At 76.2% G+C, this 23,789-nt stretch carries 3 protein-coding genes; all 3 read left to right on the top strand.

The features are described from left to right. The first annotated feature begins 4 nt into the window (after positions 1-4). The 3 genes from ACFPM7_RS16705 to ACFPM7_RS16695 are packed head-to-tail and all read left to right on the top strand — an operon-like array spanning position 5 to position 23,788. Complete coding sequence (locus ACFPM7_RS16705) at positions 5-20,344, top strand: SDR family NAD(P)-dependent oxidoreductase (RefSeq protein ID WP_378248542.1); 20,340 nt, start codon at positions 5-7, stop codon at positions 20,342-20,344. Next, positions 20,337-22,649, top strand: coding sequence for a thioester reductase domain-containing protein (locus ACFPM7_RS16700; RefSeq protein ID WP_378248541.1), 2,313 nt, complete (start codon positions 20,337-20,339; stop codon positions 22,647-22,649). The genes ACFPM7_RS16705 and ACFPM7_RS16700 overlap by 8 nt, the downstream gene beginning before the upstream one ends. Then, positions 22,649-23,788, top strand: a complete 1,140-nt coding sequence (locus ACFPM7_RS16695) for an alpha/beta hydrolase (RefSeq protein WP_378248540.1) — start codon at positions 22,649-22,651, stop codon at positions 23,786-23,788. The genes ACFPM7_RS16700 and ACFPM7_RS16695 overlap by 1 nt, the downstream gene beginning before the upstream one ends. Position 23,789: the final 1 nt, after the last annotated feature.

Raw genomic sequence — 23,789 nt, 5'->3', positions numbered from 1 at the left:
AGCCATGTCGGCGACCCCACGCCAGTCCGGTCCTGCCCAGCCCGTCGCGGTCGTCGGGATCGCGTGCCGCTTCGCGCGCTCGGCCGACCACGCCGCGTTCTGGGCGCTGCTGCGCTCGGGCGAGCACGCGATCACGGAGGTCCCGCCGGAGCGCCGCGACGCCGCCTGCGGCGAGGGCGGCGCCCGGTGGGGCTCGTTCGTGCCGGGCGTGGGGGACTTCGACGCCGCCTTCTTCGGCATCTCGCCGAAGGAGGCCGCGGCGATGGACCCGCAGCAGCGGCTGGTCCTGGAACTGGGCTGGGAGGCGCTGGAGGACGCGGGCATCGTCCCCGGCTCCGTGCGCGACACCCGGGGCGGGGTGTTCATCGGGGCGGGCCGTGACGACTACGCCAGGCTGGCCCAGCACGACAGCGGCCCGCACACCTTCGCCGGTGTGCAGCGCGGCATCATCGCCAACCGGCTGTCGTACTTCTGCGGCCTGCGCGGCCCGAGCATGGTCGTCGACACCGGGCAGTCCTCGTCGCTGGTCGCGGTGCACCTGGCCTGCCAGAGCCTGCTCAGCGGCGAGTCGGAGATCGCGCTGGCGGGCGGGGTCAACCTGAACCTGGCCGCCGCGAGCGCGCGGGACGCCGCGCGCTTCGGCGGCCTCTCCCCGGACGGGCGCTGCTACACCTTCGACGCGCGCGCCAACGGCTTCGTGCGCGGCGAGGGCGGCGCGGTGGTGGTGCTCAAGCCGCTGCCCGCCGCGCTCGCCGACGGCGACCGGGTCTACGCGGTGATCAGCGGCGGCGCGGTCAACACCGGCGGCGGCGACAGCCTCACCGTGCCGAGCCGCGAGGCGCAGGAGCAGGTGCTGCGCTCGGCCTACGAGCACAGCGGCGTCGACCCGGCCTCGGTCGGCTACGTCGAGCTGCACGGCTCGGCCACCCGGGTCGGCGACCCGCTGGAGGCCGCCGCCCTCGGCGCGGTGCTCGGCGCGGCCAGGCCCGCCGACGACCCGCTGCCGGTCGGGTCGGTGAAGACCACCATCGGGCACCTGGAAGCGGCCGCGGGCATCGCGGGCCTGGTCAAGGCGGTGCTGGCGATCCGCAACGGGCTGCTCCCGGCCAGCCTGAACCACACCATCCCGAACCCCGACATCCCGCTGGACTCGCTGCGGCTGCGGGTGTGCGCCGAGCAGCGGGACTGGGCGCGGGGCCCGAGGGTCGCCGGGGTCAGCTCCTTCGGCCTCGGCGGGAGCAACTGCCACATCGTGCTCACCGAAGCTCCCGCCGAACCGGCCAGGGACGCGGCCCCGGACTCGACCACCGGTCTGCCCTTCGTCCTCTCCGGACGGACACCGGCAGCCTTGCGCGCGCAGGCCGCCCGGCTCCACGACTTCCTCGGCGCACACGAGGACATCGCGTTACCCGACGTCGCCTTCTCGCTGGCGTGCACCCGCACCGCTTTCGAGCACCGCGCCGCCCTCACCGCGACCGACCGCGACACCCTCATGGCGGGCCTGCGCGCCGTGGCCGAGGGAGACGACGCCCCCGCGCCGGACGGCCCGGCCGCGGAGTTCGCCGCGGGCGGCGCGCCCGACTGGGCCGCGGTCTTCGCCGGCGCCGGCGCCCGCCCCGTCCGGCTGCCGACCTACGCCTTCCAGCGGAGCAGGCACTGGCTCGACACCCCGCCCACCCCGGTCGCGACCGGGGTGGGCGAGGCCGACGGCGAGCCGCTGCGCGTCGTGCGGGAGCAGGCCGCGCTGGTGCTCGGGCACGCCGACGCCGCCGACGTCGACCCGGACCGCTCCTTCGCCGACCTCGGCTTCACCTCGCTGATGGGGGTGGAGCTGCACGAGCGCCTTGCGCCACTGGTCGGCATGTCGCTCTCGCGCACCGCCTTCCTCAACCACCCGACCCCCAGGGCGCTGGCCGCCCACCTGCGCCCGGCCGCGTCCGCGCCGGGAGCCGCGCCCGCCGCGGCCGACCCGGGTGAGGAGCCGATCGCGATCGTCGGCATGGCCTGCCGCTTCCCCGGCGGCGTCGCCACCCCGGAGGACCTGTGGCGGCTGGCCGCGGGCGGCGTCGACGCGATCGGCGACTTCCCGGCCGACCGCGGCTGGGACCTCGACTCCCTCTACGACCCGGACCCCGACCAGCGCGGCAAGTCCTACACCCGCCACGGCGGCTTCCTCTACGACGCCGCCGACTTCGACGCGGGCTTCTTCGGCATCTCCCCGCGCGAGGCGCTGACCACCGACCCGCAGCAGCGGCTCCTGCTGACCACGGCGTGGGAGGCCTTCGAGAGCGCGGGCATCGACCCGGCCACCCTCCGCGGCAGCCGCACCGCGGTGTTCGCCGGAACCCTGAACCACGACTACTCCCCGCGCGTGCACACCGTGCCCCAGGGCCTGGAAGGCCACCTGATCACCGGCAACACCTCCAGCGTGCTCTCCGGGCGCATCTCCTACGTCTTCGACTTCCGCGGCCCGGCGATCACCGTGGACTCGGCGTGCTCGTCGTCGCTGGTCGCGGTGCACCTGGCCGCGGACTCGCTGCTGCGCGGGGAGTGCTCGCTGGCGCTGGCAGGCGGGGTCACGGTGATGGCGACCCCGGAGATGTTCGTCGAGTTCTCCCGGATGCGAGGCCTGTCACCCGACGGCCGCTGCAAGCCGTTCGCGGCGGCGGCCAACGGCACCGCGTGGGCCGAGGGCGCGGGCCTGCTCGTGCTGGAGCGGCTCTCCGACGCCCGCCGCAACGGCCACCGGGTGCTCGCCGTCGTCCGCGGCACCGCGGTCACCCAGGACGGCGCGTCCAACGGCCTGTCCGCGCCGAGCGGACCGGCCCAGGAGCGGGTCATCCGGGACGCGCTGGAGCGCGCCGGGCTCGCCCCCGCCGACGTCGACGCCGTCGAGGCGCACGGCACCGGCACCCCGCTCGGCGACCCGATCGAGGCTCAGGCCCTGCTGGCCACCTATGGCCAGGGCAGGCCCGCCGACCGACCGCTGCTGCTCGGCTCGCTCAAGGCCAACATCGGCCACGCCCAGGCCGCCGCCGGTGTGGGCGGTGTGATCAAGATGGTGCAGGCCATGCGGCACGGGGTGCTGCCGAGGATCCTGCACTTCGACGCGCCGAGTCCGCACGTGGACTGGGACGCCGGGCACGTCGTGCCGCTGGCCGAGGACACCCCGTGGCCCGCCGTCCGGCGGCCGCGACGCGCGGCGGTGTCCTCCTTCGGCATCAGCGGAACCAACGCCCACGTGATCCTCGAACAGCCGCCCGCCGAGCCCCGGCCGACCCGGCCGGTCCTGCCGCTGCTGCTCTCGGCCAAGACCGACGCCGCCCTGCGCGAGCAGGCGGCGCGGCTGGCCGAGCACCTGGACGCCGACCCCGGTCCCGATCACGCCGCCGACCTCGCCGACGTCGGGCACACGCTGGCGACCGGCAGGGCGAGCTTCGAGCACCGCGCCGTCGTCGTCGGTCGCGACCGCGACGACGTGCTGCCGGGCCTGCGCGCCCTCGCCGAGGGTGTCGCCGCCCCGAACGCGGTCACCGGCCGCGCGGGCCGCGCGGGCAGGCCCGTGCTGGTGTTCCCCGGGCAGGGGTCGCAGTGGGCGGGCATGGCGGTGGACCTGCTCGCCGCCAGCCCCGCCTTCCGCGACCAGATGGACGCCTGCCAGCGGGCGCTGGCCGAGTTCGTGGACTGGTCCCTGAGCGACGTGCTCGCCGACGACGCCGCCCTCGCCAGGGTCGACGTCGTGCAGCCCGCGCTGTGGGCGGTCATGGTGTCCCTCGCCGCCACCTGGCGCGCGCACGGCGTGGTCCCCGCCGCCGTCGTCGGGCACTCCCAGGGCGAGATCGCCGCCGCGACCGCCGTGGGCGCGCTGTCGCTCTCCGACGGGGCCCGCGTGGTCGCGCTGCGCAGCAAGGCGATCCGCGCGCTGTCCGGGCAGGGCGGCATGGCCTCGGTCGCGCTGCCGCGTGCCGAGGTCGACGCCCGGATCGAGCCGTGGGCCCAGCGGCTGTCCGTCGCCGCCGCCAACGGACCAGCGTCCACAGTGGTCTCCGGTGACCCCGGGGCGCTGGAGGAGTTCACCGAGGCGCTGACGGCTGACGGCGTGCGCGTGCACCGGCTGCCGGTGGACTACGCCTCGCACTCGGCGCACGTCGAGCGCCTGCGCGAGGAGCTGCTGCGCGAGCTGGGCCCGATCACCCCGCGCACCAGCGAGGTGCCGTTCCACTCGACCCTGACCGGCGAGCCGATCGACACCGCCGGGCTGGACGCCGACTACTGGTACCGCAACCTGCGCAACCCCGTCGAGTTCGAGCGGGTCGTCACCGCGCTCGCGCGGCACACCCCGCTGTTCGTGGAGTGCAGCCCGCACCCGGTGCTCACCATGGGCGTGCAGCAGGTCGTGGACGAGCACGGCGGCGGCGCCGCGATCGGGTCGCTGCGCCGGGGAGAGGGCACGGTCGAGCGCTTCCTGCTGTCCCTCGGCGAGGCGCACGCCCACGGCGCGGCCGTCGACTGGACGAGCGCGCTCCCGGCGGGCAGGCACGTGGACCTGCCGGGCTACCCCTTCCAGGTCGAGCGGTTCTGGATGCTGCCGACGCCGACGGCCACCGCGGGCTCCGGCGCCTCGGAGCACCCGCTGCTCGACGCCGTCGTCCCGCTCGCGGGCAGCGACGGGCTGGTGTGCGTGGGCACGCTGTCGCGGCGCTCCGAGCCGTGGCTGGTCGACCACGCGGTGAACGGCACCGTCCTGCTGCCGGGCACCGCGTTCGTGGAGCTGGCGCTGCACGCGGGTGAGCAGGCGGGCTGCCCGGTCCTGGAGGACCTGACCCTGGCGGCCCCGCTGCTGGTCCCCGAGCGCGGCGGCGTGGACGTCCAGGTCGCCGTCGGGGGACCGGACGCCGAGGGCAGGCGCGCGGTGACCGTCCACTCCCGACTCGCCGCCGACGCCGGCGGGCCGTGGACCCAGCACGCGACCGGTGCGCTGTCGCCCGCCGCGATCGCGGGCCAGGCGCTGGCCCAGTGGCCGCCGCCCGGCGCCGAGCCGGTCGCGGTGGACGACGCCTACGACCGGCTCGCCGACCTCGGCTACGAGTACGGGCCCGCCTTCCAGGGCCTGCTGGCGATGTGGCGGCGCGGACCCGAGCTGTACGCCGAGATCGCGTTGCCCGCCGACGCCGGTGACCCCGCGCGCTTCGCGCTGCACCCCGCCCTGCTCGACGCGGCGCTGCACCCGGTCATCGTCGCCGCGCCCGACGCGGTGCGCCTGCCGTTCTCCTTCACCGACGTCGCGCTGCACGCCCACCAGGCCGCCGTCCTGCGGGTGCGGCTCGTGCCCGACGCCGCGGGCGCGTACGCGATCACCGCGGCCGACGGGACCGGTGCGCCCGTGCTCACCGCCCGGTCGCTGGCCCTGCGGCCGGTCGCGCCGGAGCAGCTCGGGGCGGGCGCTCACCTGCGCTCGCTGCACCGCCTCGACTGGAAGCCCGTGCCCGCCCCCGTCCCGAAGACCGCGCGGTGGGCCGTGCTCGGCGCCGACGACCTCGGGCTCGGCGCGCCCGTGCACGACGACATGGCCGCGCTGCGCGCGAGCGGCCCGGCGCCCGACGTCGTGGTCCTGCCCGTCCCGACCGGGACCGACGTGCGCACGGCCACCGGCCACGTCCTGGCCGTCCTGCGGGACTGGCTGGCCACCGAGACGGCCGCGAGCAGGCTGCTCGTCCTCACCCGGGGCGCGGTCGCGACCGCCGACGACGCCGACGTCCCCGACCTGGGCGCCTCGGCGGTCTGGGGCCTGGTCCGCGCCGCCCAGTCGGAGAACCCCGGCCGCGTCGTCATCGCCGACCTGGACGGCCCCTCGGCCCCGCTGCGCGCGGCGGCGGAGACGGGCGAGCCGCAGCTGGCCGTGCGCGGGGGCGTCCTGCTCGTCCCGCGCCTGGCCAGGGCCGACGTGCCGGCCGAGGCGACCCCGCCCGCGCTCGACCCCGCGGGCACGGCGCTGATCACCGGCGGCACGGGCACCCTCGGCGCGCTGTTCGCCAAGCACCTCATCACCCGCCACGGCGTGGCCAACCTGGTGCTCACCGGCAGGCGCGGCCGCGACGCCGACGGCGCGGCCGACCTCGAAGCCGAGCTGACCGCGCTCGGCGCGCGGGTCACCATCGCCGCCTGCGACGTCGCCGACGCCGACCAACTCGCCCGGGTGCTGGCCGCCATCCCCGCCGAGCACCCGCTGACCGCCGTCGTGCACGCCGCCGGCGTCCTGGACGACGGCACGCTCGCCGCCCTCGACGCCCAGCGCCTCGACACCGTGCTGCGCCCGAAGGCCGACGGCGCGTGGAACCTGCACACCCTCACCGCCGGGGCCGACCTGCGCGCGTTCGTCCTGTGCTCCTCGGTCGCCGGGATCATCGGCAACCGCGGCCAGGCCAACTACGCCGCCGCGAACACCTACGTCGACGCGCTGGCCTACCACCGCAGGGCGGCCGGGCTGCCCGCCACCACACTGGCCTGGGGCCTGTGGGAGCAGGACTCCGGGATGACCGGGCACCTGAGCGCCGCCGACCGCTCCCGGATGGCCCGCACCGGCCTGGTCCCGCTGCCCGCCGAGCAGGGCCTTGCCCTCTTCGACGCCGCGCTCGCCGCGGGCCCCGCCCTGCTGGTCCCCGCCCGCCTCGACCTGACCGCCCTGCGCGAGGCGGCGAAGTCCGGCACCGGCCAGCCCCTGTTCGCCGACCTCGTTGGCGCGGTCCGCCCGACCGCCCGCGCCTCCCAGGCCGGACCCGCGCCCACGTCCGCCGCGCTCGACCCCGCCGCGATGCTCGACCTCGTCCGCGCGAGCACCGCCACCGTGCTCGGCCAGGGCCCCTCCGGCTCGGTGGACGACTCCGCGGCCTTCGGCGAACTGGGCGTCAACTCCCTCGCCGGACTGGAGCTGCGCAACGAGCTGAACGCCGCCACCGGCCTGCGGCTGCCCGCCACCGCCGTGTTCGACCACCCGACCCCCGCCGCGCTGGCCCGCCACATGTCCGAGCTGGTGCGCGGCTCCGCGCCCGCCCCCGCGCCCGTGGCCGCCGCGCCAAGGGAGTCCACTTCGGACGAGCCGATTGCCGTGGTATCGATGGCGTGCCGCCTGCCCGGCGGGGTGTCGGACCCGGAAGGCCTGTGGCGGCTCGTCGCCGAGGGCCGCGACGCGGTGGGCCCCTTCCCCGCCGACCGGTGGGACGTCGACTCCCTCTACGACCCCGACCCGGAAGCCGCAGGCAAGTGCTACGCCCGCCACGGCGGCTTCCTCGACGACATCGAGTCCTTCGACCCCGGCTTCTTCGGCATCACCGCCAAGGAGGCCGAGGCCATGGACCCGCAGCAGCGGCTGCTGCTGGAGACCGCCTGGGAGGCCCTGGAGCGCGCGGGCATCGTGCCCGCCGCCATCGCGGGCACCGCGACCGGCGTCTACGTCGGGATGATGACCAGCGACTACCTGCGCGGCACCCGGCTGGAGCAGATGAACGGCTACGTCGGCACGGGCTCCGCGCTGAGCGTGGCCTCCGGTCGGCTGGCGTACGCGCTGGGCCTGCACGGCCCGGCGCTGACGGTGGACACCGCGTGCTCGTCGTCGCTGGTGGCCATCCAGCTCGCGGTCAACGCGCTGCGCTCGGGGGAGTGCGACCTCGCGCTCGCCGGGGCCGCGACCGTCATGGTGACCCCGCACCTGTTCGTGGAGTTCAGCAGGCTGCGGGCGCTGTCGCCGAGCGGGCGCTGCGGCGCCTTCTCCGACCAGGCCGACGGCGCGGTGTGGGCCGAGGGCGCCGGGATGGTCGTGCTCAAGCGCCTCAGCGACGCCCAGCGCGACGGCGACACCGTCCTCGCGCTGCTGCGCGGGGTCGCGGTGAACCAGGACGGCCGCAGCCAGGGGCTCTCCGCGCCGCACGGGCCCGCGCAGGAGCAGGTGATCCGGCGCGCCATCGAACTGTCCGGACTGCGCCCCCACGACCTGGACTACGTCGAGGCGCACGGCACCGGCACGACCCTGGGCGACCCGATCGAGGCGAACGCGCTGGCCCAGGTCTTCGCGGGCCGGGAACAGCCGCTGCACCTGGGGTCGCTGAAGTCCAACGTCGGGCACACCCAGGCCGCGGCGGGCATCTCCGGTCTGATCAAGGTCGTGCAGGCGCTGCGGCACGAGACCCTGCCCGCGACCCTGCACGTCGACACCCTCAGCAGCCACGTCGACTGGGATGCCAGCGGCCTGCACGTGCTGCGCGAGCCGATCGCCTGGCCCGCGAGCGGGGACCGGGTCCGCCGGGCCGGGCTCAGCTCGTTCGGCATCAGCGGCACCAACGCGCACCTGGTCATCGAGGAAGCGCCCAGGAGCGCGCCCGCGGCCACCGGGGACGTGCCGGAGCCGACCCTGTTCCCCCTGTCGGCCCGCAGCGCCCCCGCCCTGCGCAAGCAGGCCGAGCGGCTGCGCGCGTTCCTCGCCGAGCGGCCGGGGACGCCGCTGTCCTCGGTCGCCTCGACCCTGGCGCACCGGCGCACCCACTTCGACCACCGCGCCGTCCTGCGCGCCACTACCGGCGAGGACCTGATGGCCGCGCTGGGCGAGCTGGCAGGCGGCGCGGCGGACACCGACGCCGTCGTCGGTCCGAGGCGCACAGCGATGCCGGGGCTCTCGGGTACCTCGGGCAAGATCGCGTTCGTCTTCCCGGGCCAGGGCGCGCAGTGGGACGGGATGGCCCGCGACCTGCTCGCCACCGACGCGGTGTTCGCCGACTCCGTCGAGCGCTGCGACGCCGCGCTGCGCCCGCACGTCGACTGGTCGGTGGCCGCTGTCCTGCGCGGCGACGCCGACGCCCCGCCGATGGGCCGCGTCGACGTCGTCCAGACCGTGCTGTTCACCGTGATGGTGTCGCTGGCGGCGGTGTGGCGCTCGCGCGGGATCGAGCCCGACGCCGTGATCGGCAACAGCCAGGGCGAGGTCGCCGCCGCGCATGTCGCTGGCGCGCTCGGCCTGGCCGACGCGGCCGCGGTGATCGCCCTGCGCGCCCGCTGCGTGACCGCGCTGGCGGGCACCGGCCGCATGGCCGTGGTCGGCATGCCGCGCGCCGAGCTCGAGAGCAGGCTGCCGGCCGGCCTGTCGGTCGCCGCGGTCAACAGCGGCCGGGCGACGGTCGTGGCGGGCGAGGTGCAGCCGCTGGCGGCGCTGCTGGCCGAGTTGGCCGCCGAGCAGGTCTTCACCCGCCGCCTGGACGCGGAGTACGCCTCGCACAGCGCGCTGGTCGAGCCGGTCCGCGAGCGCGTCATCGGGGAGCTGGCCGGGATCGCCACCAGCGCACCCGCCATTCCCTGGTACTCGACCGCGACCGGGGAGCCCGTCACCGGCGAGCTGGATTCCGGCTACTGGTACACGAACCTGCGCGAAGCGGTCCTCTTCGGACCGACCGTGGAGCGGATGGCCGCCGACGGCTACCGCTGCTTCCTGGAGCTGAGCCCGCACCCGTCGCAGCTGACCGCGCTGTCCACGATCGGCGAGGACACCGGCCACCAGCTGGTCGCCGTCGGGTCGCTGCGCCGCGACCAGGACGGCCCCGCCTGCCTGGACCGCGCCGAGGCCGAGCTGCACGCGCACGGCCGCGCCGTCGACTGGCGCCGCCTGGTCGCCGCCGCTCCCGCCGCCGAACTGCCGACCTACGCCTGGGACGCCACGCGCCACTGGGCCGTCCCCGAGGCCGAGGAGGCCGGGCCCGGCCTGTTCGAGCACGCCGGGCACCCGCTGCTGGGGGTGCAGGTGCAGTCGGCCGACGAGAGCCGCTGGACCTTCCGCGCCGCCTGGTCGGCATCCACTGTGGACTGGCTGCGCGACCACACCGTGTTCGGCCGGACCGTGGTCTCCGGCACGACCCTGCTGGAGCTGTGCCGCGCCGCCCTTGCCGTGGTCCGCCCGGACGACCGCCTCGACGTCGCCGAACTGCTGCTCGTCGCCCCGCTCGTGCTCACCGCGGGCACGGTGGCCGAGGTGTCCGTCGAGGTCGTTGTCTCCGGGTCGACGCCGGAGATCACCGTGCACAGCAGGCCGCGCGGCGTCGAGTCCGCCCAGTGGACCCTGCACGCCACCGCGTCCGGCCTGCCCTCGGTCCCCGTGGCCGAGGCCGCCCCGGCCTGGCCGGAGGCCGCCGGGGTCTGGGACGAGGAGACCTACGAGCGCCTGGCCATGATCGGCATCGGCTACGGGCCGGCCTTCCAGGGCGTGCGGGAAGCGGTGCAGGCCGGGCACGACGTGCTGCTGGCCAGGGTGTCGCTGCCGGAGGCCGCCCGCGACCTCGGCGACCCGTACCCGGTTCACCCCGCGCTGCTGGACGCCGCCCTGCACGCCTGCACCGCCTTCGACGGCGGGGTCCCGCTCGACGGCCGGGTGCTGCTGCCCGCCTCGATCGGCCGGGTCAGCCTGTCCAGGATGAGCGGTGAGGACCTGCTCGTCTCCGTGCGCCGCACCTCTGTGTCCGAAGAGGACCTGACGATCGATGTCGCCCTGTGGGACGCCGACGGGTTCGCCGTCGGCCGCCTCGACGGGGTCAGGGCGCGCACGGCGAGCCCGGCCGACCTCGCCGAGGGCTCGGGCAGCGGCCGGCACCTGTACGAGGTGGCGTGGACCGCCGCGCCCGAGCGGCCCGCCGAGCCCGCGGGGGAGTGGACCGTCGTCGGCGGGGCCGATCCGCGCTCGGCCGCCGTCCGGCGCGACATCGAGGCCGCTGGCGTGCGGCTCGGTGAGGCGAGCAGCGAGGTCGTGGTGCGGCTGTGGCCGTGCCCCGGCGCCACCGCCGACCCGGCCCGCTCCGCCGCCGAGTTCGCCGACGCCGGCCTGGCCGAGCTGCAGGCGCTCATCGCCGCAGGCGCCGACGCGCCCGCCAGGACGGTGTGGGTCACCCACGGCGCGATCGCCGCGGGCCACGGCGACCCCGCCCCCCGCCTGCCCCAGGCGGTGCTGTGGGGGCTGGCCCGCGCCGCCCGCGCCGAGCACCCCGACCTGGGGCTGACCCTGGTCGACGTCGACGCCGCCGACTCGGTGGCCGCCGCCGTCGGCCTGGCCGCCGAGCCCGAGGTCGCCGTGCGCGGCGGGACGCTGCTCGTCCCCCGGCTGGTGCGCGCGAGCGGCACCGAGGCGGGGAGCACGCCGGTGCCCACCGACGGCACCGTGCTCATCACCGGCGGTCTCGGCGGCGTCGGCCGCAACATCGCCAGGCTTCTCGCCGAGCGGGGAGTCCCGCGCCTGCTGCTGCTCTCCCGCACCGGCCCGGCCGACCCGCGCGCCGCCGAGGTCGCCGAGGAGCTGACCGCGCTCGGCGCCCAGGTCGAGGTCGCGGCCTGCGACATCGCCGACGCCGCCGCGCTCGCCGGGGTCATCGACGGCATCGGCCCCGACCTGCCGCTGCGCGGCGTGGTGCACTGCGCCGCCGTGCTCGACGACGGCGTCGTCGCCGACCTCACCCCGGACCGCCTCGCCACGGTGCTCGGCCCCAAGCTCGACGGCGCGGTCAACCTGCACCGGCTCACCGAGGACCGGCAGCTGGAGCTGTTCGTCACGACCTCGTCGCTGGCGGGTGTGGTCGGCAGCGCCGGGCAGGCCAACTACGCCGCGGCCAACGTCTTCCTCGACCAGCTCGCCCACCACCGCAGGGCGGCGGGCCTGCCCGCGGTGTCGCTGTCCTACGGCGCGTGGGCCGAGGACGGCCTGGCCGTCGACCTCGCCGACCTGCGGCGCATGGCCCGCGCGGGCTACGGCGCGTTCAGCTCCGCGCAGGGCCGCGACGTCACCGAACTGGCCCTGCGCCGTGGCACGGCGCACCTGGTCGCCGCCGACCTCACCCTGTCCAGGGTGCGCGACGCCGTGGCCTCGGCGGGCGGCGCGGCGGACGCGCTCTGGCGCTCGCTGCTGCCCCGGGCGAACGACGACAAGGACGACAGCCTCCTGGACCGCCTGTCCCGCCTGCCGGAGACCGAGCGCGCCGAGCGGGTCCTGGCGCTCGTGCGCGAGGAAGCCGCCCGCGTCCTGGGGCTGCGCTCGGCCGAGGCCGTCCGCCCGGACGTGCCGCTGCGCGACCTCGGCATGGACTCGCTGACCGCGGTCGAGCTGCGCAACCGGATCAGCGCCCGGCTCGGCGCCCGGCTCCCGGCGACCCTGCTCTTCGACCACCCCACCCCGGCCCGGCTCGGCGCGTACCTGCTCGGCTCGGTGATCGCCGCAGGCGGTCCGGCCGCCGCCAGTGCCCCCGCAGCCGCCCGGCCTGCTCCGTCCACCACGGACGAACCCATCGCGGTGGTATCGATGGCGTGCCGCCTGCCCGGCGGGGTGTCGGACCCGGAAGGCCTGTGGCGGCTCGTCGCCGAGGGCCGCGACGCGGTGGGCCCGTTCCCGGCCGACCGGTGGGACGTGGAGGCGCTCTACGACCCCGATCCGGAGGCCCCCGGCAAGTCCTACGCCCGCCACGGCGGCTTCCTCGACGGCATCGAGTCCTTCGACCCCGGCTTCTTCGGCATCACGCCGAAGGAGGCCGCGGCGATGGACCCGCAGCAGCGCCTGCTGCTGGAGACGACCTGGGAAGCCTTGGAGCGCGCGGGGATCGTGCCCGCCTCGCTCGCGGGCAGCGGCACCGGCGTCTACGTCGGGATGATGGCCAGCGACTACCTGCACGGCGCGCGCCTTGAGGAGATGGACGGCTACATCGGCCTCGGCTCGGCGCTCAGCGTCGCCTCCGGCAGGCTGGCCTACGCGCTGGGCCTGCACGGCCCGGCGCTGACGGTGGACACCGCGTGCTCGTCGTCGCTGGTCGCGGTGCAGCTCGCGATGAACGCGCTGCGCTCGGGGGAGTGCGACCTCGCCATCGCCGGCGGCGCGTCGGTCATGGTGACCCCGCGGCTGTTCGTGGAGTTCAGCAGGCTGCGCGGCCTGTCGCCGACCGGGCGCTGCCGCTCCTTCGCCGACGACGCCGACGGCGCGGTGTGGGCCGAGGGCGCGGGGATGGTCGTGCTCAAGCGCGTGAGCGACGCCGACCGCGACGGCGACCAGGTGCTGGCGGTGCTGCGCGGCGTCGCGGTCAACCAGGACGGGCGCAGCCAGGGGCTCTCCGCGCCCAACGGCCCCGCCCAGGAGCAGGTGATCCGGCGCGCGCTGGAACTGTCCGGAGTGGAGCCGGAGGACCTCGACTACGTCGAGGCGCACGGCACCGGCACCCCGCTGGGCGACCCGATCGAGGCCACCGCGCTCGCCCGGGTCTTCGCGGGCCGGGAGCGTCCGCTGCACCTGGGGTCGCTGAAGTCCAACATCGGGCACGTCCAGGCCGCCGCGGGCATCGCGGGGCTGATCAAGGTCGTGCAGTCGCTGCGGCACGAGACGCTGCCCGCGACCCTGCACGCCGACACCCTCAGCAGGCACGTCGACTGGGACGGCAGCGGGCTGCACGTGCTGCGCGAGGCGACCCCCTGGCCCGCCACCGCGGGCCGGGTCCGCCGGGCCGGGCTCAGCTCGTTCGGCATCAGCGGCACCAACGCGCACCTGGTCATCGAGGAAGCGCCGAAGCGTGAGACCCCGGAGCCCGCGCCGGCCGGGACGCAGCTGTACGTCGTCTCCGGCCGCGGCCCCGACAGCCTGCGCGCCCAAGCCGCCCGGCTCGCCGCCCACCTGACCGACACCGACACCGGTCTGCCCGGCGTCGCCGACGCCCTCGCCCGCCACCGCAGCCACTTCGAGTGGCGCGCCGCGGTCGTCGCCGAGGACCGCGAGCAGCTGCGCGCCGCGCTGGACGGCCTCGCCGACGGCCGCACCCCGCTCACCCGGCCCCGGGGCGAGGACGCGGGCAAGGTGGCGTTCGTGCTGCCCGGCCACGGCGGCCAGTGGCCCGGGATGGGCCTGGACCTGCTCGCCGAGTCCGAGGCCTTCCGCGCGGAGCTGACCGCGATCGACGAGGAGGTCCGGCGGCAGGCGGGCTGGTCGGTCCTCGACGCGCTGGGCGAGCCGGGGTCGCTGGAGCGCACCGACCGCCTGCAGCCCCTGCTGTTCGCGACCACCTCGGCCCTGGCCGCAGCCTGGCGCTCGCTCGGCGTCACCCCGGACGCGGTCGTCGGGCACAGCCTCGGCGAGATCGCCGCCGCCTACTGCGCGGGCGCGCTGTCGCTCGCCGACGCCGTCACCGTGGTGACCGGCAGGGCCGACGCGGTCGGCCCGTTCGTCGGCAAGGGCGGCATGGTCGTGGTGCCGATGCCCGCCGACCGCGTCGAGCACCTGCTCGCGCCGTACGCGGGCAGGCTCGTCGTCGGGGCCGCCAACTGCCCCGGCTCGACGGCGGTGTCCGGTGACACCGCCGCGCTGGCCGAACTGCGCCGGGCACTCGCCGAATCCGGCACCGACACCCGGGTGCTGAGCACCCCGTTCGCCTCGCACTCCCCGCTGATGGAGCCGCTGCGCGCCGACCTGCTCGACCGGCACGCCGGCGTCCGCGGGCGGGCCGCGGCGACCCCGCTGTACTCGACGGTGCTGGCCGATGCGGTGGCAGGCGAGCGGCTCGACGCGGACTACTGGTTCGGCAACCTGCGCGAACCCGTCCGCTTCGCCGAGACCGTCCAGCGGATGCTGGACGACGGCTACCGCTACTTCGTGGAGGTCAGCGCGCACCCCACGCTGCTGCCGTCCATCGAGGCCGTGGCCGCCAAGGCGGGCGTCGAGGCCGTCGGCGTCGGGTCGCTGCGCAGGCAGCGCGGCGACCGGGCGACGCTGCTGGGCGGGCTCGGCGAGCTGTACGTCGCCGGTCACACACCACAGTGGACTCAGCAGGGGACCCCATCGGCGGGCGCGCCCGCCGACCTGCCGACCTACGCCTTCGCCCGCGAGCGGCACTGGATCACGCCAGCCCCGGCCGCGCCGGCGGGGGCCTCGGCGCTGCTGGGCACGCACGTGGAGTTCAGCGACGAGCCCGGCAGGCACCTGTTCCAGGGCGAGGTCGACCTGCGCGACAGCCGCTTCGCCTACCTGGCCGAGCACCGGGTCAACGGCGAGGTGTGGCTGCCCGGCGCCGCTTTCCTGGAGATGGCCCTCTACGCCGCGGCCACCGTCTCCGAGGGGCACCTGGCCGACGTCGAGTTCGAGCAGCCGCTGCGCCTGGACCCCGAGCGCCCGGTGCGCCTGCAGCTGGTGCTGCGGCCCGGCGACGACGGCGACCGGTTCACGATCTCCTCGGCCTCGTCGGGCGCCTCGGCGGGCAAGCCGCGCTGGGAACGCCACGTCAGCGGGCGCGTCGTCCCCGCCGGTGCCGACGCCCCGGCGGACCTGGACTTGGCCGCGGTGCGCGAGGACTGTCCTGATAAGACCGACACGGCCGCGCTGTACGCCGGGCTGAGCACCCGAGGCGTCGAGTACGGGCCCGTCTTCCGCGGGCTCGGGGCCGGGCGGCGCGGCGCGTCGGCCGCGCTGGGCCGCCTCGCCGCCCAGCCCGCCGCGGGCTACCTCGTGCACCCCGCCGTCCTCGACGCCGCCTTCCACGCCTGCGGCCTGCCCGCGCGGATGCCCACCGACCGGACCTTCGTGCCCGCCGGCGTCGGCCGGGTGCGCGTGGCCGGTACGGGCGCCCCGGCGTGGGTGAGCTGCCGCCTGCGGTCGGCCACCACCGTCGACCTCGGCGTGTGGGACGAGGACGAGCGGCTGGTCATGGCCGTCGAAGGCCTGCGGCTCGCCGAGGTCTCCCCGCTGGACAGCGCCCTGCTGGAGACCCGCTGGCAGCCGCGCCCGGCCGCCCAGGGCACCCCCGACCGGGGCGGCTGGCTGATCCTGGCCGACGACGGCGGCGTGGCCGCCGACCTCGCCGACCGGCTGGGCCGGGCGCGGCACGTCATCGCCCGCACGGGCGCCGACTACGCCGCCGAGGGCCCCGGGCGCTACGTCGTCGACCCGACCGACGAGGCCCACCTGGCCCGGCTGCTGCGCGAGGCCTTCGCCGACGGCCCGCCCACGCAGGTCGTGCAGCTGACCGCGCTCGACGCCCCGGCGATCACCGACGCCGAGTCCGCGCGCGAAGCCGCCCGGCTGTGCTGTCTGAGCACCCTGCACCTGGTGCGGGCGCTCGCGGGCGGACCCGCGCCCCGGCTGACCGTCGTCGTCCGCGGCAGCCAGGCGGCCGGCGGCAGCACCGCGGTGACCGACCCGCAGCAGGCGCTGGCCTGGGGCTTCGGCCTGGCACTGGCCCAGGAGCACCCGGAGTTCGCCACCACGCTGGTCGACATCGGCGACGCGGGCCCCGAGGCGCTGTGGACCCAGCTCTGGCACGCCGACGACGAACGCGTCGTCGCCCTGCGCGCCACCGACCGCCTGGTGCCGCGCCTGGCCCGCACCCATCCCGACGGCGACCCCGGCGCGCCCGCCGACGGCGTGCACCTCATCACCGGCGCACTCGGCGGCCTCGGCAGGGTCGTGGCCGAGCGGCTCGCGACCCGGGGCGTCCGCCACCTCGCCCTCATGAGCCGCAGCGCGCCGAGCGCGGACGCCGCCACCTGGATCGCCGGTCTCCGACAGCGCGGCGTCACCGTCCACCTGGCCCGCGCCGACGTCGCCGACCGCGCCGCGCTCGCCGCCGCGCTGGCGGATCTGCGCCGCGACGCCGGTCCGATCGCGATGGTCGTGCACGCGGCAGGTGTCCTCGACGACGCCACCGTCGCCACGCTGACCGACGAGCGCGCCCTGCGGGTCATGGCCCCCAAGGTCCTCGGCACCGTCCTGCTCACCGAACTCGCCGCCGAAGCCGACTTGGTGCTGTTCGGCTCGGCGGCGGGCCTGCTCGGCTCGGCGGGCCAAAGCCCGTACTCGGCGGCGAACGCCTTCATCGACGCCTGGGCGCACCACCTCTCGCGCACCGGCCGCCGGGCGCTGAGCCTGGACTGGGGCGCCTGGTCCGGGGTCGGCATGGCCGCCGACTCCGCCGCCGACCTCAGCGGCTCCGGCCTGCTCGCCTTCACCCCGGAGGAGGGCGGCGAGCTGTTCGAGCGGGTGCTGGGCACCAGCCGCCGCCACCTCGCCCCGATCGCCCTGGACGTCGAGCGGCTCGGCCTGCTCCCCGACGCCGTGCACACCCGGCCGATGCTCGCCGACCTGATCGGCGCGGAGACCGCCGCGGGCGCCTCCGCCGACCTCGCCGCGGCGGTCCTCGCCGCGGGCGAGGACGACCGGCTCGCCCGCGTGGACGCCTACGTCCGCGCCCGGGTCAGCGAGGTGTCCGGGGGAGCGGAGATCCCCGCGTCGACCACCTCGCTGAAGGGCCTGGGACTCGATTCGCTGATGCTGGTGCGGCTGCGCAACTCCTTCGCCCGCGACCTCGGCGCGCAGATCCCCGCCGCCGACGTCTTCGCCGCCGCCGACATCGGCGTCCTCGCCCAGAACGTCCTGCGCGCCCTGCCGGACCGGGCGGGACAGGACCGTCGCGGGCCGTCCGCCAGACCCCCCGCCGAGGTGCCCGACCCCGATGTGCGGCCCGCCACCCGCGACGTCGTGCGCCTGCTGCGCAGCGCCCGGCCCGACATGCCCGCCGCCGCCCACGACGTCGGCCTCGCGGTCCGGCTGACCACGCCGACCACCCGCGACCGGCTCGGCGCGATCGTGGACGGCGTCCTCGCCCGCCACGCCGCGCTGCGCACGGCGATCGAGAAGACCGACGCGGGCTGGGTCCTGCGGACCGACCACAAGCCCGCCGAGCCGGTGCTGCGCTGGACCGTGCTCGACACCCCGGTCGATGCCGCGCAGCGGCTGCGCCTGCTGCTGGAACCCGCCTTCGACCTGGCGCACCCGTCGCTGTGGCGCTTCGAGCTCATCGACGCGGGCGAGCACGGGCAGACCCTGGTGTTCGGCGCCCACCACGCGGTCAGCGACCTGCAATCGCTGCTGCTGGTCGCCGCCGAGATCGACGCCGGGCTGGGCGGGGCCCAGATCGACGCGACGCTCACCAACCGCGACCTCGACCTGCTCGCCGCCGCCCAGCGGGGTGGGGCCGGACCCGATCCGCGGTGGCGCGAGTGCTTCGAGGGCAGCGAGCGCCTCGACCTGGAACTCGCCCGCCCGCGCCCGCCCGCGCGCTCCTACCGGGCGGGCAGCGTCACCGTGCCGATCCCCGACGGGCTCACCGAGCGGATCGCCGCCGCGGCGTCCGCGCTGGCGATCACCCCGGCCGCGTTCTGCCTCGGCGCGCTGACCGTGCTGCTGGCGCGCGAACGGGAGCTGGAGCGGTTCGTGCTCGCCGTCCCCGTCGACACCCGCATCCACGCCGATGACGCCGACGCCTTCGACGCCGTGGGCTTCTTCGGGGTGCCGGTGCCCTTCCCCGCCCAGGCGCTGGCGGGCGAGCCCGCCGCCGAGGTGCTGCGCCGCACCGACGAGCGGCTGCAGCGGGTCCTGGCCAAGGGGGCGATGTTCTCCGACGTCCTGGCCACCCTCGCCCGCCAGGGCCTGCACCGCGACAACGCGCCGCTGGTGGAGGTCTACTTCAACTACATCCGCTCGCCGCGCGGCCTCGACCACCTCCGGGTCCTGCCCGCGGGCAGCGGCTACTCCGACCTCGACCTGATGATCACCATGATTCCGGACGAGGGCGTCGTCCGGTTCGACCACAACGCCGACATCCTCGACGCCGCGACGAGCACCGCCCTCGGCGACGGCCTCGTCCAGCTGCTCGGCGACCTCGCACGGGACGCGAGCGGGCCGGTCCGAGCGCCCGCCGCCGCACCGCCGCGCCCGACCCTGGCCCTGGCCGCCACCTTCGCCCTCGGCGCGATGCCCGCCCTGTGCGCGTCGGCCACCAGCGACGGCGAGGTGACCCCCGAGGTCGCCGAGGCGCCCTACCACCAGGTTCTGGCCACCCTGCGCGACCCGTCCGGCGTCTTCGCAGGCTCGGCCGCCGCCGGCGTGGTCCTGGTGCGGGCGGCCGACTTCGCCCGCTTCGGCCAAGTGGACGACGCGCTGCTCGACGAGCTGCGCACGGCCTACCCGGCGGCGCTGCGGGCCGTGGCCGAGCGCACACCGCTGGTCGTCGGCTTCCCGCCCACCGCGCAGCAGCGGGAGCGGGACGCCGAGTGGGAGCGCGCCGTCGCCGCCGACCTCGCCGAAGCCCCGGGCATCGCGGTGCTCGGCGCGGCGGACTTCGCCTGCCACCAGGGCGCGGGCGATCCCTTCGACCAGCGGACCGACCGGCTGGCGCACCTGCCGTTCACCGCGGGGTTCCAGGCCGCCGTGGCGCTGCGCGTCGCCGAGGTCGTGCGGGCGCTGCGCCGCCCGGCCCCGAAGGTGATCGCCGTCGACGGCGACGAGACCCTGTGGGGCGGCGTCGCGGGGGAGATCGGCCCCGAGGCCGTGGACCTCACCGGCCCGCGCGCGCTGCTGGCCCGCAGGCTCCTGGGCTGGCGGCGGGCGGGCGCGCTGCTGGTGCTGGTCTCCAACAACGACGAGGACACCGTCCGCGCGGTCCTGGACCGCCCGGACAGCGTCCTCAAGCCCGAGCACTTCAGCGTGCTGTCCGCGCAGTGGGGGCCGAAACCGGACCGCCTCGCCAAGGCGGCGCGCGCGCTCAACCTCGGGACCGACAGCTTCCTGTTCCTGGACGACAACCCGGCCGAGATCGCCAAGGTCAGGGCCGCGCTGCCGGAGGTGCTGGCGGTGACCTGCCCGCCCGCGGCCGACCTCGACGGGTTCCTGCGCAGGCTGTGGCCGCTGGTCCCGGTCGCCGCCACCGCCGAGGACGCGCTGCGCGCCGGGTTCTACGCCCAGGAGCGCGACCGCGACGCCGCCAGGGAGAGCACCGGGTTCGCCGACTTCCTCGCCGGGCTCGACCTGCGCGTCGACCTCCGCCCGGTCTCCGACGCGGACGTCACCAGGGCCGAACAGCTGGTGGCCCGCACCAACCAGTTCACCCTGCACCCCAGGTCCGACGGCGGTGATGTCGCCCGGTGGCGCGAGCGCGGAGAGCTGTGGACGGCCTCGGCCCGCGACCGCTTCGGCGACTACGGCCAGATCGCCCTGCTCGCCTTCCACGTCGACGGCGACCGGATCGAGCTGACCGCGTGGTCGATGAGCTGCCGCGCACTCGGCCGCGGCGTCGAGGAACGCCTGCTGGGGTGGCTGGCCGAGCGCGCCGAGGCCCTCGGCCGCGCGAGCGTGCGGCTGACCGCGCGGCGCACACCGCGCAACGCCCCCGCCCGGCGGCTGCTGGCCGCTCTCGGCGGCCCCGGCACTTCCCCCGACAGCGACCACATCGAGGTCGTGGCCACCCCCGATCAGCTGCGGGCCTTCCGCTCGTGGGAGCAGACCAAGGAGAGCTTCGATGCGTGAGCTGCACGAGGGGTCCGGGCAGCGGGCGGCGGCCGAGTCCATCGAGCGCGGCCTGGGCCTGAGCGTGGACGACCTGCTGGCCAGGCTGCCCAGTTCCCCGGCCGCCCCGGCCGCTCTGGCCGAGGTCGGCCGGGAGCGCCCCCAGGACGTCGCGGGCGCCGCGGCCGTGATCGCGGCCGCCGCCGGGCGCTACCTGCCCTCCGGCGACCTCCCGCACGACGCGGACTTCTTCGCCGCGGGCGGCACATCGCTGCACGCGGTCACCCTGGTCGCGGAACTGGAGGCCGAACTGGGCGTCGAGTTCGACCTGGACGAGGTCTTCGCCGACGCCCGGCCGATCAGCCTGGCCCGCTACTGGGCCCGCGCCACCGGCGTCCCCCTGCCCGAGGAGCCCACACCCACCGCCGTCGCGGACCCGCCCGCCACCGCCGTTCCGACCGCAAGTGTTTCGCCCGCCAGCAAGCGCGACCACACCCGGGCCCGGCCCGACGACCTGCGGCAGATCGTCGCCGACCTCGCCCTCGCCGACCGCCTGCCCTTCGTGGACGTGCCCGAGCCGGTGGCCCCCCGGCGCATCCTGCTGACCGGCGCCACCGGCTTCCTCGGCGGACACCTCCTGCTGGACCTGCTGCGCCACAGCGACGCCCACGTGTACTGCCTGGTCCGGGCCGCCGACGAGCAGTCCGGGCTGGCCCGCCTGGGCGAAGCGCTGACGGGCTTCACGCTGCCGTGGACCTCGGAGCTGCGCCGCCGCGTGACCGTGCTCCCCGGCGATCTGCAGGAGCCCCGGCTGGGCCTGTCCGACGAGCGCTGGCACGCCCTCGCCGCCGAGGTCGACAGCGTCGTCGGCGTGGGCGCGGCCGTGGACTTCCTGCGCGGCTACCAGTCGCTGCGCCGGGCCAACGTCCTCGGCACGCTGACCCTGGCCGAGTTCGCCGCCACCGGGCGCCCCAAGCCGCTGCACCACATCTCCTCCATCGCCGTCTACAACGAGGTCGGCATCACCGCGATGGGCGAGGACGACCCGCTGGCCCACGTCGACCGGCTCGTCTCCGGCTACGACCAGACCAAGTGGACGGCCGAGGTCGCGCTGCGCCGCGCCCGCGACCACGGTCTGGTCGTCACCGCGCTGCGCCCCGGCGGCGTCGGCGGCCACACCAAGACCGGCGCGCACAACCCGCAGGACCTCAGCAGCGGCCTGCTGTCGGTCTTCGCCCGCTACCGCACCGTCCCGGCCTTCCGCTACCTCAACGCCGCCCCCGTGGACTGGATCAGCCGCGTCGCCGCCGCCGTGGTGTGCGAGCCGGACGCCTGGGGCTATGACTACAACCTCACCGGCGTGCCCGCCGTCCTGGACGACGTCATCGCCGACATGGCGCTCAGCGGCATGAACATCCGCGTGCAGGAGTGGGACGAGTGGCGGGTGGACACCCTCGCCCGCATCGAGGCCGACGACGTGCCCGAACTGGCGTTCATGGCCCGCGTGCTGAGCAGCCCCACCGCGCTGAAGCTGTGCGAGGCGACGCTGAAGGGCCCGGCCGCCCGCGCCGAGCGCACCGCCGCCTTCGCCGAGGCCGTCGGCCTGCCCGCCGCCCAGCCCTTCGACGGCAAGGCCCAGCTCAAGACCTTCGAGCGGCTGGCCGAGGCGGGCCTGTCCCGACTGCCGCAGAAGGGCGACCAGCCCTACCTGTGGTTCGCCGAGACCACCGTCGGCGCTGTCGGCCCGGTCGGCGAACCCGCCGAGTCCCCGTGCTCGATGGCGCTGACCCTCTCGCTGGCGAGCATGTACCAGCTCGTGCGGGAGCGCCGCGTCGACGTCACCGGCGAACTGCGCTGCCCGGCCGTGCACGAGCAGCCGCTGACCGTGGAGCGCGGCGACGTCTGGGTCCGCCCCGACGACGGCGTCCCGCGCCGGGACGGCCTGGAGCACCCGCTGCTGGCCTACCGGCTGCGCCTGCGCGACGCCGACGGCGGCCTGTGGTGGTTCGACGGCCACAAGCACTCGAAGGTCCACTGGAACCTGTGGCGGCAGTGCACCACGCTCACCGTCGAGATCGGCCGCGCCGGCGAGCCCGCCGCCTTCGCCGGCGAGGTCGCCGTGCCCCGCGACTCCTACGTCCGCGACCAGATCGAGGGCATCGGAGTCGACCCGCGCCTGACCCCCCGCGAGCAGCGCGCCGCCAAGCTGACCTGGCTCGCCTGGTTCGGCTGGGAGATGACCCGGGGCCTGCTGCCCCCCTTCACCCGCGCGGCCGCCGACCTGCTCGACCTGCGCCGCGCCCCGGCCCTGGAGGAGCGATCCTGATGTTCGGCAAGAACAAGGCCAAGCCCCGCCCCGCCCTGCGCCGGGTGCGGACCACCGCGGCCCCGCGCCCGCTGCGCCACCGCCTGCCCGCCGCGGCGGTCGAGGAGATCCCGTTCCACGCGGGCGACGGCCTGCGCATCGGCCTCACCCGGATCGACACCGGTCAGCCCGACCGCCCCGCTGTCCTGCTCCTGCACGGCCACACCGCCTCCGCGGACATGTTCCTGGCCCCGGAGATCCGCAACCTGGTCGACGTCCTGCTGGACAACGGCTACGAGCCGTGGCTGCTGGACTGGCGCGGCAGCTGCCGCCTGCCCTACAACGAGACCGGCAAGCGCTACACCTACGACGACGTCGCCCTGCACGACATCCCCGCCGCCGTCGCCCACATCCGCGGCCGCATCGGCGACCGCCCCCTGTTCGCCGTCGCCCACTGCATCGGCTCGATCGCGCTGTCCATGAGCATGGCCGCGGGCCTGGTCCCGGACCTGGCGGGCGTGGTGTCCCAGGGCGTCTTCCTGACCCCGAAGCTCGCGGGCCGCATGGCGCTGCGCATGTCGCTGGCGGGCGAGCTGATGAAGTCCAGGTTCGACCACATCCCGATCGACTTCCGCAAGGTCGGCCTGCGCTCCAAGTACACCCCCCTCTTCGCCCTCGCCTCCCGCGGCGCCTCCTGCCCGGACCCCACCTGCCAGATCCTGCACAACTCCGCCTGGGGCATGGGCGTCTCCCTCTTCGTCCACGAGAACCTCACCGACACCACCCACGACCACCTGGCCGACCTCCTGGGCCCCGCCCCAATGTGGATCATGCCCCACCTGCGCCGCATGGCCTTGGCCCACACCGCCGTCCGCTGGCACGACACCGACCACCGCTACCGCGCCCTGCCCGTCAACGCCCTCGACGCCGCCGACCGCATCGACACCCGAGTCCTACTCATGGCAGGCACCGAAAACGGCCTCTGGGGCGACTCGCAGAAGACCTGCCACCAACTCCTCACCCGCCGCCACCCGCACCTGGACGTCTCCTACCTGGAGATCCCCGGCTACGGCCACCTGGACACCTTCCTCGGCCGAGGCGCGGCCCTGGACGTCTTCGGCCACATCATCGACTTCCTGGACAAGCAGGACGTCGGCTGAG

The sequence above is a fragment of the Actinokineospora guangxiensis genome, from assembly GCF_042657845.1.
GTDB classification, from domain to species: domain Bacteria; phylum Actinomycetota; class Actinomycetes; order Mycobacteriales; family Pseudonocardiaceae; genus Actinokineospora; species Actinokineospora guangxiensis.
The sequence above is the reverse complement of the archived record's forward strand: the minus strand, read 5'-3'. Positions and strand labels throughout refer to the sequence as shown.

Excerpts from the sequence above, each read along its gene's own strand:
- ACFPM7_RS16705 (WP_378248542.1), top strand. The coding sequence starts at position 5 with ATGTCGGCGACCCCACGCCAGTCCGGTCCTGCCCAGCCCGTCGCGGTC.
- ACFPM7_RS16700 (WP_378248541.1), top strand. The coding sequence starts at position 20,337 with ATGCGTGAGCTGCACGAGGGGTCCGGGCAGCGGGCGGCGGCCGAGTCC.
- ACFPM7_RS16695 (WP_378248540.1), top strand. The coding sequence starts at position 22,649 with ATGTTCGGCAAGAACAAGGCCAAGCCCCGCCCCGCCCTGCGCCGGGTG.